Origin of the sequence: Paenibacillus sp. W2I17, from assembly GCF_030815985.1 — a bacterium.
GTDB lineage: Bacteria > Bacillota > Bacilli > Paenibacillales > Paenibacillaceae > Paenibacillus.
In genome coordinates, this window is sequence record NZ_JAUSXM010000001.1 from 1,830,130 (window position 1) to 1,845,040 (window position 14,911).

Sequence of the window (14,911 nt, forward strand, 5' to 3'; positions counted from 1 at the left end):
TTTATAAAATGTGATTAGTCCTGTTGTGGCACAAGCCACATATAGGATGCATACGGACTGAGAGAGATTTCCTGCGTCAGCGCAGGGGCTGCCTCCGTATTCCCTATGAGTAACTCTGCTGATTTGCCTGCAATATGATCATTCCAGACTGCTTCCGGAAGCGAGAACGTGACGTCTCGTTTACTGAAGTTGGATACAACAATCAGGGACTCACTTCCATTGGTCCGTGCGTAGGCGAATACATCCGGGTGTGCATCGTCCAATCGTTCATACAGACCGTCGATCAGCACGTTAACCTGTTTACGCAGGGCAATCAATTTGCGGTAGTGATAGTAGATCGAATCTGGATCAGCCAGCTGCTGTTCCACGTGAATGGAAGGATACCGCTCATCCACCTTCAGCCAAGGTGTTCCCGTAGTGAAGCCTGCATTCTGACTTCCATTCCACTGCATCGGTGTGCGGGAGTTGTCCCGGGAACGCTCTTTTACAATGTTGAAAGCTTCTTCAGCGGATTTATCTCGTTCTTCCTGAAGCAAGCGGTACATGTTCGTTGATTCGATATCGCGGAACTCACTAACGTCATTCCAGACTGGATTCGGCATGCCGATCTCTTCTCCCTGGTAGACATAAGGTGTACCTTGCATTCCGTGTATCGTTGTTGCAAGCATCTTCGCACTCTCGGCACGATAATCACCATCATCGGCGAATCGGGATAGCGCCCGCGGCTGATCATGGTTATTAAGGAACAGCGCGTTCCAACCTCCACCGGCCTGCATGCCAGTTTGCCACTCACTGAAGAGCTGCTTCATCGCTTCGAAATCATACGGCATCAGTTCCCACTTCTGACCATTCGGATAATCCACTTTTAGGTGATGGAAGTTAAACGTCATCGAAAACTCCCGGGAAGCCGGGTTCGAATATTGGATACAATGTTCCAGTGTTGTGGAAGACATTTCCCCTACAGTCACCATGTTGTAAGGCCCGAATACTTCTTCATACATCTCGGTAATGTACTCATGCACACGTGGTCCATCCGTGTAGTATTTGCGTCCATCACCCGGTGACACGCTGCCATCATCATCAGGGAACCGCTGGTCTTTGGAGATCAGGTTAATCACGTCCATACGGAAACCATCCACACCCTTTTCCGCCCAGAACTTGATCATATCCCGTACAGCTTTGCGTACTTCTTCATTCTCCCAATTCAGATCTGCCTGCGTTTTATCAAATAAAGTCAGGAAATATTGTCCCGTCTGTTCATCATACTGCCACGCGGGCCCACCGAACTTGGATTGCCAGTTGTTTGGCACACCGCCATCCGGGGCAGGATCTTTCCAAATATAATAATCCCGATACGGATTATCCTTGGAAGAACGGGATTGCTGGAACCACTCATGATCGGTCGAGGAGTGATTCACCACGATATCAATCATCAGTTTCATATCACGAGCCTTCAGACCTTTCAGCAGTTCGTCAAAATCCTCCATCGTCCCATAATCCGGATTAATCCGGTAATAGTCCGCTACGTCATATCCATTATCATGCTGCGGGGATACATATACCGGCTGTAACCACACAATATCGATACCCAGATGCTGCAAATAATCAAGCTTCTCGGTTAATCCACGAATATCTCCAGTACCCGATCCGGTTGTATCATTAAAACTCTTCGGATATACCTGATACACCGTTGATGTCTTCCACCAAGATGACGGAGTTGTATTATTAGAACTCATGTTAACGCCTCCAATAAATTGTAATGCTCTCATGTGATGTTCTCGGTTAACTTCATATCTATATTACATAAGTAAACATGTATATACAAGTTGAAACTATAATATGTATATTCTTCACCTCTTCTACACATTCCCCATAAATCTTTCCTCTGTAACATTTATTTTGGAACCTGCGTTCGTGAACCCAATGATATCTGTATTGGGACAACAAAAAACCGTCTGTTCTTCCCACCATTGGTGCGGGCAACAGACGGTCTAATTTGGTTGAACTTGTTAATTGAATTTGCTGTTCGTCAGTCAATGATTTCGTTGATTTAAATGATACGGTTACTTTCACTTGACTAAGTCACTCTAGTAGGCACATTGCCTCCTACGACATCTCCGGTGAAACTGCGGCTTTACCCTGTTTTTCCTGCATATTCAACATCAATAAAGATAGTGCAGCTTGCTCTTCCCTTTCCAGTTCAGCAGCACTGATCTCACCAGAGAGTACGGCACGCATTCGCTTTTGATCCAGCAGACCTTCCCATTTCGCCACCACAAATGCTGCGACACAGTTGCCCATCAGGTTGGTGAAGACACGCATTGTATCCATGAAACGATCTGCACCAAGCAGCAGAGCAACCGCTGCTACCGGAAAAGCATTGACAGCCACTGCCGTTGCAGACAGGGCCAAGAATGCGGAGCCAGGTACTCCTGCCATGCCTTTGGAACTTAACATCAACACCAGCAAAATCGTAATCTGCTGCATCAATGTCAGTTCAATCCCTACGGCCTGAGCAACAAAAACCGTTGCCAAGGATAAATAGATCGAAGCGCCATCCAGATTAAACGAGTACCCCGTCGGCACTACAAGACCCACAACCGCACGATCACAACCCGCCTTGGTTAGTTTGTCCATCATGCGTGGCATCACCACTTCTGAGGATCCGGTTCCAATTGCCAGCATCACTTCAGAACGGGTATACTTCACAAATTGCAGGAAATTCAGCCCGGTAATCCACCAGGCAGCCAATGCCAGCATGACCAGAAACAGCAGCGCTGCGCCGTAACAGGCCAGAATTAACAGACCAAAGGATGATAAAGTGGAAGCCCCATAGGCACCTACCGTGTAAGCCATGGCTCCAAATGCACCAATTGGCGCGAGTTTCATGATATAACCGATGATGCGGAACACAATGCCGAGCAAGTTCTCAATCAGCGTAAGTACATTCTCTTTTGCCTTACTCTCCGTTGCTGCCAGCGCAACCCCGAACAGGCAGGCCACGAGCAGAACTTGCAGAAGTGCATTTTGTGCAAAGGCATCCACAACACTTGTCGGAATAATATTCATGATAAAGTCTACCGTATGCGGTAACTCGGAACCATTGGTTTTCGCTTCAATTCCGCTTGCATCTATGGTTGAAGGGTCCACGTTCATTCCGGCACCTGGGCGAAGCAGATTGGCTGTTCCCAATCCAAGTACCAGCGCCACTGTAGTTGCAATCTCGAACCACACGATGGCTTTCAGTCCGATGCGACCTACTGACTTCAGATCACCGATCTTGGCAATACCTGTCACAATCACCATGAAAATCAGTGGTGCGATGATCATCTTGATTAATTTGATGAAACCTGTTCCGAGCGGTTGCAGCAAGCTACCCAGATCCGGCCACAGGATGCCTACGCCAATCCCGATGATTACCGCTACAATAATTTGAAAAAATAATGATTTCATAAATGACATGAACGCTCCCCCTGTTTGCGGTCAATTCGGATTTCCGTTTGGTTTCCGTGTAACTTTTTATATCATTCTAAAAGAGAGTTCAACAATGGAATTTCAATTTTTTTGTCATTTGTACCAACTCTATCGGTGAAAATTGAACCTGAAACCGAAAAAAGACGAATATCACGTCAGTTATCCTGACGTGATATTCGTCTTTATCCATAAATCTATTTATTATTGAACAGGGGTTAAATGATCACAGGGTAATAGATTCTCCCGGGGCCAGCACACGGCCTTCCAACCCTTTTGCAGCCAGTTGTTGCACGAAGTGTTCCGCATCCTGACGAATTACCGGGAACGTATCATAATGAACCGGAATTGTCAGTTTGGCATTAAACCATTCGGCCGCTTGCAGGGCATCCTCAGGTCCCATGGTGAAATGTCCACCAATCGGCAAGAAGGCAACATCGATATCATGACGATCACCGATCATTTTCATATCCCCGAAGAGACTTGTGTCTCCGGCATGCAAAATCGTTTTACCACCAATATTAATGATATATCCAGCAGGCAACCCTGCATACATGATCCGTTGTTCTTCTTCCAGCACAATCCCGGAAGTATGGAACGCCTGAATCATTTTGGCTTGAGCAAAGCCAAGATCTACCGTTCCGCCCATGTTCATGCCGAGTGTATCCAGACCTTTCCAGGACATATATGTAGCCAATTCCACAATAGCCACAACTTTGGCGTTATTTGCTTTGGCAATAGGTTCAGCATCGAGGATGTGATCCATATGTGCATGTGTCAGCAACACAACATCGGTCTTAATATCTTCTGGCTTCGTTACAGCAAGCTCGTTGCCACGCAGGAAGGGATCAATGATCAGAGACTTTTCTTCTGTGCCCAGCTGTACACTGGAGTGACCGTGGAACGTAATATTCAACAACTTGGATTCCTCCCGACATATGTTTTGATTATTTTGAAAACCACTATTTATTATAAATCATAGCTCTTCACCAACGCAAAATTACGCTAGCCTCCGTGTTATCGCTGCTTACGATACACCCTTGCTTCATACGGCTGAAGCTGAATCGCACCTTCATCGGTAGAATAACGTCTGCTCACATTGCTGATGATCAGCTTGGCATGCTCGGAAGTCCAGCCTTCTGGCCAGTGCATCTCAGGCTCATGCCCACGGAAATTCAGAATGACCAGCATCTGCTCATCTTCCAGCGTTCGGGTATAGGCATAGATATCCGGATCATCCGGCAACAGCAATTCATACGCACCATAGATAAGCACTTTATGTTGTTTGCGAAGCGCAATTAACTTACGGTAATAATGCAAAATGGATTGCGGATCACTTTCGGCATCAGCCACATTAATCTCAGGATAATTATCATTCACCTGAATCCACGGCTGACCCTGGGTAAACCCTGCGTGTTCCGTCTCATCCCATTGCATCGGCGTGCGGGCATTATCGCGACTCTTCAGCCAGATCGCCTGCATGACTTCATGCTTTGACTTACCTTGACCAATGTAATGATTGAAATAATTTTTGGTCTCGATGTCCCGGTATTGTTCGATATTCGGGAAAGCGACATTGGTCATGCCGATCTCTTCTCCTTGATAGATGTAGGGGGTCCCTTCGAGTGTAAGCATCCATGTCGCCAGCATCTGAGCAGAACGCACCCGATATTTACCATCATCACCAAAACGGGAAACCGGACGTGGCTGATCATGGTTCCCCATATAATTGGCGTTCCAGCCTCTACCATGTAAAACCGTTTGCCACCGGCTCATGATTTCTTTGAGATCTGTCAATTTCCATTCCTTATAGTTCCATTTACCAATTCCGGAGGATTTGGCATCGATAAACATATGCTCAAACTGGAATACCATATTAAGCTCATCACGATCCGTTCCCACATAAGCCAAGGCCTGCTCAGGCCCAAGTCCCGAAGTCTCGCCAACTGTCATGGGTCCGTAGGGTTTCAGGATCATGTTATTCAGCTTCTTCAAGATCGAGTGTACCTGTTCCAGGTTGGAAAAGAGCTGATACGCTGGAACCACCGGCAGATTATCCGGATTGTGGGCACTTGGCAGACCCTCTGCCTTGGCGATATGCGCTACTGCATCGAAACGGAATCCATCTACCCCTTTTTCCAGCCACCAATGCACCATCTCATACATCTCTTCAGCCATCTGTGCATTGTTCCAGTTGAGATCGGGTTGCTGTTCCGAATACAGATGCAGATAATATTCATTTGTCTCGGGATCATGCTTCCACACCGAACCTCCAAAATAGGACTCCCAATTATTCGGCACCTGACCATTTTTGCCTGAACGCCAAATATAATAATCCCGCTTTGGATTCATCTTTGATGAACGCGATTCAGCAAACCAAGCATGTTCATCTGACGTATGATTCAGCACCAGATCCATCATGATCTTGAGACCACGCTTGTGTGCCTCTGCCAATAATCGATCAAAATCCTCCATCGTGCCATACTTGCGTAAAATGCCGTAGTAATCCCGGATATCATATCCGTTATCATGTCCTGGTGAATCGTAAATGGGACAGAGCCAGATCACATCTACGCCCAAATTTTCCAAATAATCGAGCTTCTCATAGATTCCCTGCAAGTCGCCATATCCATCTCCGTCCGAATCTTTAAAGCTGCTCGGGTAAATCTGATATACCACACTCTCTTTCCACCAAACGATATCGCCCACCTCGCTCTCATCATTGTTCACTATATAATCTCTGCTCACTGTATTAAGCCGTTAATATGTTTTATCCGAAATGATTCCCTTGTAAACATTTGAAAGGTATCTTATGCAAGAAGACCCGGTCATGGACCGCGATCTGCGGTTCAATTCCGAGTCCTTTTTTGTGAACATAAGACTAACTTAAATCCGACGTAACCTATCCAGGCACCGATCGTGTTCAGAATAATGTCATCCACATCAAACGAACCTACACGTGTAATCAATTGTGTGACCTCAACACCCAGCAGAAGCAAAACAACTGTAGATGTAAAGGTCAGGAACGTACGACACCTCCGAAACAACCATGGAATCCAGATGCCCAGCGGAATGAACAATACGATATTGCCAAACAGGTTTTTGACCCAGGTATCTGTATTGTACCTCTCCCTCTCCATAAGAAGTGGACGAATCGTCTCGAAGGGTACGAGATTATATTGATAATACATGCCTGGTGTTCGGCCACTAACAAACAGTAAAATGCCCATAATCAGTATGTAAAGGACTGCCATGCAAGTAACAATGGTCAGCATCCACTTGGAGTGGAGCCACGACTTTTCGCTCATTCATCCGTCCTCCGACCTTGAATTCCGCGAAGCGGTAAGGTCTATTTTAACGGGATATAGATCTTCATGTCCAGTTGTTCAGGGGTCGATTTCCAGACATCCGTCACTTCAAAGTCCGGTCCTTCCCTCCGTTCATAGTTAGACTGCGGTAGCCAGCTGCCATAGATCATTTTCCGAATATCCTGCCCGGAGCCTTCCACGGTGAATTCTGCATACAAGCCGCCCGGAATTTCAATCGAAGTAAAACCGGGTTCAAGTACCTGCGATGCTCCTCTGCTTTCTTCACCCACAATAAAAGAAAATGCTCCATTCTCTTCAAAATGACAGGCCACACCGTAAGCCATATCAGGGCGTGTCCTCTCCGGGATCGCCATGAATTTCTGTTCCATGCCAAAATCGTGATAAAATCCGGGTATTTCAGCATAATGCTGATTGTCATTCAGGTTGCTCTTATATTCATAGCCGACAATCCAGTTCGGTTCCCGTGTGACCAGACGGGGTGTGTTCATGTGGAAAGTTCCATCAAGCCGAGTTCGATAATCGTTAAAATCAATGCTCTGTTGCATCTTCAGAAGAGACAACTGATCCACTTCCAGCTTACGCAGCTTCGCCGGTGTCATTCCAAAGTAGGCTGAAAATGTACGGGTAAATGCCTCTTGAGATTGATAGCCAAAGCTCATCGCAATGTCCAGTATGCCTTCCGATGTGCCCCGCAGCATCCCTACAGCTTCCGTTAATCTGCGTCTGCGCACGTACTCCAGTACCGTGAATCCCGTGATCGCCTGAAATAAACGCTGAAAATGAAACGCCGAAAAGCTCGCAGCAGCGGACGTCTCTCTGATATTAAAATCATCTTGCAAATGCTGCTCCAAATACTCAATAGCAAGCTGAATTCGTGTGTAATGATCCATAGTGACGGCTCCCCTATCTAATTCAAAATATCAAACGATTTCTTATGTAGTATGACTGAGATCCCGATTATTTTTTTGATTTTGTGTGCGAACTTGTATGATGAAAGATACGCGAGTTGCGGTTCTCTTCAAGTTGAATGCCACTATGATACACACTGTATGCCAAAATCCCCTTGTTCTACAAGGAGATGCTCTCTACGCTGGTTAATTTACCAGCAGAGATGTCTCTTGCGAACAAGGGGACTTGTTTGTTTAACAATCTATTCTTAACCTTTCCAGTTCCCGGACACGGGATGAATACCCCAGATATCTGTCGCATACTCACTAATGGTACGATCACTGGAGAATATGCCGGAATGTGCCGTGTTTAATATCGCTTTCCGAGTCCAGCCCGGAATATCCCGATATGCCTGGTCAATCGCAGCATGCGCGTCTGCATAAGCAGCAAAATCACGCAATACAAAGTATTCATCACCATGGGCCAGCAAGGAGTCATAAATATCCCAGAACTCCCCATCACGATAACAGAATGCACCTGGATGCACCAGTTGCTCCACGACCTCGCGAATGCGTTCATCGTGCTGCACAATCTCATTCGGACGATAGCTGCCGGAACGATAATACTCAAGTACTTCGTCTGCACGCAGACCATAGATGAACATATTTTCTTCCCCAACCTGCTCCGCCATCTCCACGTTGGCTCCATCCATCGTGCCAATCGTTAAAGCACCGTTCATCATAAATTTCATGTTGCCCGTACCGGAAGCTTCCTTACCTGCGGTTGAGATCTGTTCACTAACATCCGCAGCGGGAATGATCTTCTCTGCAAGAGAGACGGAATAATTTTCGAGGAAAAATACCTTCAAGCGGTCATTCACGGCCGCATCCCGATTCACCGTGTCAGCCACGGTGTTGATCAGCTTGATAATTTTCTTGGCAAAATAATAACTCGGCGCTGCCTTGGCACCAAAGATGAACGTACGTGGTACCATATCAAACGAAGCATCATTCTTAAGCCGGTTATACAGATGCATAACATGCAAAATGTTCAACAGTTGACGTTTGTACCCGTGTAGTCTTTTCACCTGTACATCAAAGATGGAATCCGGATTCACTGCTGTCCCGGTATGATCCAGAATATACGCAGCAAGCCGCTCTTTGTTATCCCGCTTAATTGAACGGAACTGCTCCTGGAATGATGTATTATCCGCAAAACCAGTCAACTGGTCCAGCTTACCCGGCTCTGTTATCCATTCGTTACCGATTGTATCCGTGATAAGATCCGACAGTTTCGGATTGGCATGCATCAACCAGCGGCGATGGGTGATACCATTCGTTTTGTTATTGAAACGCTCTGGATACAGTTCATAGAACGGAGCCATCTCGCGCTCTTTCAAAATCTCGGTGTGCAGAGCAGCAACACCATTCACGCTATGACTGCCTACAATCGCCAAATGTGCCATCCGTACCTGATCGTTTGCAACAATAGCCAAATGCCCTATGCGATCCTGATCTCCCGGATACCGGTCCAGCAGCATCCCACAGAAACGTTTGTTGATCTCTTCAATGATCATGTAGATTCGTGGCAGCAGCCTGCTGATCATGGATACAGGCCACTTCTCAAGAGCCTCACTAAGCGTTGTATGATTGGTATACGATACAGTACGGGTTGTGATATCCCATGCTTCATCCCAGCCGTATCCCTTCACATCAATCAGGATGCGCATCAGTTCTGGTATAACCAAGGTTGGATGAGTGTCATTAATGTGGAAGGCCACTTTATCAGGCAAACGATCATACGGTAGCTCCAGCTTGTTGAACGTACGCAAGGCGCTCTGTACACCTGCTGAGCACATGAAGTATTGCTGCTTCAATCGCAGCAGCTTTCCTTCGTACTGGGAATCATCTGGATACAGGAATTCCGAGATTGATTCAACCGATCGGCTATAATCCAGATAACCGTAGTAGTTCGAAGGGGTGTCGAGTGAAGTCTCGCGCTTTGGCTCGGCACTCCAGAGACGCAATGTATTCACATGGGTTTGACCATAACCGATGACAGGCACGTCATAGGGAATGGCGACAACCGATTCGGCATCTTTTGTAACAAACTGATATTCTCCATCCTGCTCATGAGCTTCTACCCGGCCCCAGAACTGTACTTCCACCTTTTTGTCTGGACGGCGGACTTCCCACTCATTGCCCTTATCCAGCCAATTGTCGGGTAGCTCTACCTGATTACCATTGATGATTTTTTGCTCAAACAACCCGTATTTATATCGAATCCCGCAACCATGTCCTGCATATCGTAGTGATGCGAGTGAATCCAGGAAACAGGCAGCGAGTCGTCCCAGACCTCCATTACCGAGTCCTGCATCCGCCTCCTGTTCTTCTATCTCTTCCAAGGAGAAGCCCAGCTCAGCTAAACTGTCACGCACCAATTCCAATTCATTCACATTCAACAGATTGTTCCCGAGCAGACGTCCAATCAGGAATTCCAGCGAGAAGTAATAGACCTGTTTATCCTGGCGCTGCTTGAACCCCTGATTCGACGCTGCCCAATCCTGGCCTGCATATTCCCGAATCATGCTTCCCAGTACGTGGTACACGTCTTCCTGTGTTGCTTCTTCAATCGGTTTGCCCAATTTGCTGACCAGATTCCGTGTAAATATACTCTTGAACGTTTCCTTGTTGTCAAACAAAAGTAGGTTCCTCCCGGGGAAATCCTGCAGGATGGTGGCGGTTCATACACTCAGTTGCTCAACATTGTGCAAAGTGGCCGTTACGGTTACGAATCGTTCTTATGATCGCTGTTGTCTCCAAATTTTCTTGATTAACCTATATAAATTGAACTAAAGAATATTTACACTGGACACTTCAATGACAGAATAACCTTCCGATCGCTGTTATCCCCAGATTTTTTGATTCCTTTTTAAAATGGGAAAATCCGGGGATAAAGGCGAGCACTGCGCTTCTTCAGGTCATTTCTGTCCTCTCCGTTTTGTGTAATTATTCAAGTTGAATTTATATAGTACAAGGTTGAAATTTGGAGACAAGGGCGAACGTTACGCTTCAGAATCGATTTCGTCCCCTTCACTACGTTTGCATGCTGGTGAGAACTTTCGAAGATGCAATTCATGCGTCGAAAGTGTATGAACCTTAAATCCATCCTACAGGATTTTTATTTTATATATATTTATAGAAGATATCGGTTACGTGTGGGCATTAGATAATAGTACTTTTCGCTAAGATGTATGGATTTGACGGGTCACCGATCAGCGTCTGTCCTCCGGTCAGCCTCACGTCTTTATCGAGAATAACATTCTCAAGGACCGTCCCCTCACCAATGTAACATTTCTGCATGATGATGGAACCTTTTATTTTGGCACCCTTGGCCACCTGTACACCACGGAACAGAATGCTATCCTCCACCTCTCCACCTACGATGCAGCCATTCGCAAGGAGTGAATGTTTAACATCGGCGGTATCCAGGTATTTGGCAGGCGCTTCGTATTTAATTTTGGTCTGGATCGGATCTTCCTTGAACAGTTGTTCATATTGCCCTGTGTTCAGCAGATCCATACTGTTGCGATAATAACTGTCAATGGAATTGATGACTGCGTGATAGCCATCATATGCATACGCAGCGATATTCAATCCATCCGGATTTTTTTGAATCACATCCCGGAAGAAATGGCTCTCGCCATGATCAATGCAGCGCTGCACTTGGCGCAGGAACAATTCCTTTTCCATAATGAAAATTTCTGTATATATATTCGGGTGATTAGCGCTTTGGTGAATGTCCACCACGTTACCGTCCCCGTCATGATCAACTTTGACACAGGCGTCATGCTCAGGCAGCAGCTGATCCACTTTTTTGCAGACCAGTGTAACGTCCGCTCCTTTACTGATGTGATACCTGTAGACATCCTGGAGGTCTGCTTTGGTCACATGGCGACTGCCCGCATGCACAACATATTGTCCTGCCCCTCTGTGGAAAAAGTCCAAATTGTTATGGAAATGCTGCAAGTCCCCTTGTGATGTATCTGTCGGATCGTTCCAGTCTGGTGGCAAAATAAACATGCCCCCATGCTTGCGATCCAAATCCCAAGGTTTACCGTCACCAAGATGGTCCATCAACGAGCGATATTTTCGCCGTACAAATACACCAATACTCTCGATTCCGGCATTCATCATATTGGATAGAACAAAATCGATCAGACGGTAACGCCCGGCATATGGCACCGCGGCTCCGCAGCGAAAATACGTCAATTCCTTCAATTCTTCAAGTTCATGGTCAAGGTTAATAACTCCGATCAATGGTTTCATCGCATGCACCGTCCTTTTAACTTCAATTAGGCCTTGCTGGTTATTCCTTGGCGAAGCTGACGTTCCAGTTCTTCCTGATCCACGAGCAATATATCACTCTCATCTTCCGGTGCAGGCGATATCTGTGTTCCATCAGGAATAACCAATCCTTCTGCGATAATAGCTCGGTAAATGCGCACATTTTGCCCGATTTTCACTCTTGGCATGATCACCGAATCGATGACCGCACTGTTCTCACCAACTTCAATTCCGTAGAACAGAACAGAATGGTTGACCTCACCATGCACTACAGTTCCTTCACTAATAATACAATTCCGTACCTTACCCGAAGGTGAGATGTATTGTGCAGGTTGGTTCGGATTACGTGTGAAAATACGCCAGTCCGGATCATTCAGATTAAATGGTGTGTCTTCGTCCAACAGGTCCATATTGGATTCCCACAGACTACGAATGGTACCTACGTCTTTCCAATAACCTTCAAATGGATATGCATATAAGGATTTTTCGTTTTCAAGCAACAAAGGAATAATATCTTTACCAAAATCATAGGAGGTGGATGCCTGTTGTTCATCCTGGATCAGGAAACGTTTCAGTACATCCCACTTGAAGAGATAGATACCCATGGAAGCCAGTGTGCTCTTGGGCTCAGGAGGTTTTTCTTCAAATTCATAGATGCTATAGTCATCGTTGGTGTTCAGCACCCCGAATCGGCTGGCTTCTTCCAATGAGACATCGATGACCGATATGGTGCAATCCGCATCTTTTTCTTTGTGATACTGGAGCATTTTTTCGTAGTCCATCTTATAGATATGATCCCCTGACAGAATGAGCACATGCTCAGGATCGAATTGTTCAATAAAGTTCAGGTTGCGGAAGATCGCATCCGCTGTACCCCGGTACCAGTTGCTACCGTCTTCACGTTCATGTGGAGGAAGTACATATACCCCGCCGTTTTTCCGATCCAGATCCCAGTCACTGCCAATGCCAATATAGGAATGTAAGACAAGTGGTTCATATTGGGTCAATACACCCACTGTATCAATACCAGAATTAGAGCAGTTACTCAGCGGAAAATCAATGATTCGGTACGTGCCGCCAAAATATACAGCTGGCTTAGCCAGTGATTTGGTCAATCCTTTTAACCTCTTACCTTGCCCTCCGGCAAGTAGCATCGCTACAACTTCTTTTTTCGCCATCATTACAGCCTCCTCCACGTGCATTCGTTCTGATTCATTTCAGAGCCCATAATCGATATTCTGTTGTGTGGACACTGTTGTCTTGATTAGGAGCTTGCTGTACAGATGTGTGACCGGTGAATCTTTGATGCAGTTGAACTTCTTGGATTGTAAAGCCTGAAATAGAGATGATGCTGGTGTAGAATTGCTTGACTGTCTTACAGAGGTGAATGTTAGATGCAAAACTTAAGGTGTAGCTCGTGAACAATGAAATAGACTACTCCTATTTAACATTAAACACGAAACGGACTGGGGAATCTTACTGGAAAACATCGACATCAAGTTGCGGGTAAGATTACCCTTTCTCGTGCCGCTGTTATTCATATTGTATTCGATATAAGAGAAGTAAACTCCTTTTGGAAAATTCATGGTAAAAGTGTGACACTACTAGACCCATAAACCTATAAAATCAAAAATACAGGTCTTACGAATCAGAAAACGGCAATGAATTTGTAAATTTTTAGAGGAATATATAGAAATGTGTCGAATAGATAGATGTAGTATAGAAGTTATGATCAGAATTGCCAAAGCAATCTATCAGGAAATTACATACTAATAACTATAAATTATTTGGAGGTCTTGTGATGAATGAAATTGAGAATTTGATAAAAAATTTAAGATCAGTAGCCGCTCAGTTAAAATTGAAGTACCATATTTCTTTACTAAGCAATACACGTTCTAATACAAGAGAATTAAACAATTCCGTTATAAGCTATTCCACTAACAATGAATTTTTTAATGATAAAGAATTTGATGAAGTATTTGAAGGTATTAAAGACGCTGATTTCTTTGTCGAGACATTTTTTAACGAAATCGAGTTTATACTGGAAGTTCTCAAACAATCTTATTTTAAAAACAAAAGGTTTGTATATAATCTATCTAGAAACGGTCAGCACATTGGGAAGAAATCTTTAATTCCATCTTTTTGCGATCTTATGTCTATTCCTTATACAGGCTCAGATGCACTTGTAATATCATTTAGTAGAGCAAAATATATTTATACAAAATATTTAGAGGTTCATAATGTTAAAGTCCCTGATAGCTGGGTTTACGACCCTTCAAATGGATGGTTAGCTGGCAATAAGCCCAAATTAGATACAAAGATTATAATTAAACCTATGCACGAGTCTGCTAGCATAGGCTTATCAGAAACATCGATCAAATTGTTTGATTCTAGTACTGAGTTAAAAATCATTAATGATAGTAAAGAGAAAAATTCCGCTATCTTAGTTCAACAATTTATTGAAGGGTATGAGTGTGAAGTTCCCTTACTCATTTCTAGTAGACCTTATGCTTTGAATCCAATAGGTATTTCAATAAATGGTGAAAATCATCTTAAACAGAGCATTCTAACCTCCGACTGCTCTTTCAATGATGGTTATAATTTCTACTCCCTGGATAAGGAGTTATCATGCTCAGTAATTGAAAAAGTTAGAGAAACAGCGATTGATATCGCTCAACTTGTGGGGCTAAGGAGTTATGGGAGAGTAGATTTTAGAATTGATAACCAGGGCGATGCTTACTTAATGGATATAGCCGCTTCGCCCTACACAACCAAACATAGCTCTTTTGCTTATGCATATAACCAATTAGGTTTAGAGTATCATGAGATATATAGTTCAATAATTGGATTATCCTCTAAAACGGTTTATTGAAAACT

Annotated in this window: 10 protein-coding genes; 1 reads left to right on the forward strand and 9 read right to left on the reverse strand. The window is 44.8% G+C overall.

Going from position 1 to position 14,911, the window contains the following annotated elements; all coding sequences use genetic code 11:
• Positions 1 to 14: 14 nt before the first annotated feature.
• From treC to QF041_RS07855, 9 genes are all read right to left on the reverse strand, one after another.
• The gene (gene treC / locus QF041_RS07815) at positions 15 to 1,736 is read right to left on the reverse strand and encodes an alpha,alpha-phosphotrehalase (RefSeq protein WP_307413349.1); all 1,722 of its coding nucleotides are present in this window, start codon (positions 1,734 to 1,736) and stop codon (positions 15 to 17) included.
• Between the two features lie 370 nt (positions 1,737 to 2,106).
• The gene (gene dctA, locus QF041_RS07820) at positions 2,107 to 3,462 is read right to left on the reverse strand and encodes a C4-dicarboxylate transporter DctA (protein ID WP_307413350.1); all 1,356 of its coding nucleotides are present in this window, start codon (positions 3,460 to 3,462) and stop codon (positions 2,107 to 2,109) included.
• Between the two features lie 235 nt (positions 3,463 to 3,697).
• On the reverse strand, positions 3,698 to 4,390 hold the full coding sequence (locus QF041_RS07825; protein ID WP_133384481.1) for a metal-dependent hydrolase: 693 nt from the start codon (positions 4,388 to 4,390) through the stop codon (positions 3,698 to 3,700).
• A 98-nt stretch (positions 4,391 to 4,488) separates the two neighbouring features.
• The gene (locus QF041_RS07830; protein ID WP_373461303.1) at positions 4,489 to 6,201 is read right to left on the reverse strand and encodes a glycoside hydrolase family 13 protein; all 1,713 of its coding nucleotides are present in this window, start codon (positions 6,199 to 6,201) and stop codon (positions 4,489 to 4,491) included.
• 119 nt (positions 6,202 to 6,320) lie between these two features.
• Entirely contained in the window at positions 6,321 to 6,779 is a 459-nt protein-coding gene (locus QF041_RS07835; protein ID WP_307413352.1) for a VanZ family protein, read from the reverse strand.
• Positions 6,780 to 6,820: 41 nt separating this feature from the next.
• Positions 6,821 to 7,690, reverse strand: coding sequence for an effector binding domain-containing protein (locus tag QF041_RS07840; RefSeq protein WP_307413354.1), 870 nt, complete (start codon positions 7,688 to 7,690; stop codon positions 6,821 to 6,823).
• A gap of 266 nt (positions 7,691 to 7,956) precedes the next feature.
• On the reverse strand, positions 7,957 to 10,389 hold the full coding sequence (locus QF041_RS07845) for a glycogen/starch/alpha-glucan phosphorylase (protein ID WP_307413356.1): 2,433 nt from the start codon (positions 10,387 to 10,389) through the stop codon (positions 7,957 to 7,959).
• Positions 10,390 to 10,912: 523 nt separating this feature from the next.
• Positions 10,913 to 12,016, reverse strand: coding sequence for a glucose-1-phosphate adenylyltransferase subunit GlgD (glgD, locus tag QF041_RS07850; RefSeq protein WP_091031408.1), 1,104 nt, complete (start codon positions 12,014 to 12,016; stop codon positions 10,913 to 10,915).
• A gap of 26 nt (positions 12,017 to 12,042) precedes the next feature.
• Entirely contained in the window at positions 12,043 to 13,212 is a 1,170-nt protein-coding gene (locus QF041_RS07855; RefSeq protein ID WP_036608767.1) for a glucose-1-phosphate adenylyltransferase, read from the reverse strand.
• Between the two features lie 623 nt (positions 13,213 to 13,835).
• Here QF041_RS07855 and QF041_RS07860 point away from each other — a divergent pair.
• The gene (locus tag QF041_RS07860; RefSeq protein WP_307413358.1) at positions 13,836 to 14,906 is read left to right on the forward strand and encodes a D-alanine--D-alanine ligase family protein; all 1,071 of its coding nucleotides are present in this window, start codon (positions 13,836 to 13,838) and stop codon (positions 14,904 to 14,906) included.
• The last annotated feature ends 5 nt before the right edge of the window (positions 14,907 to 14,911 follow it).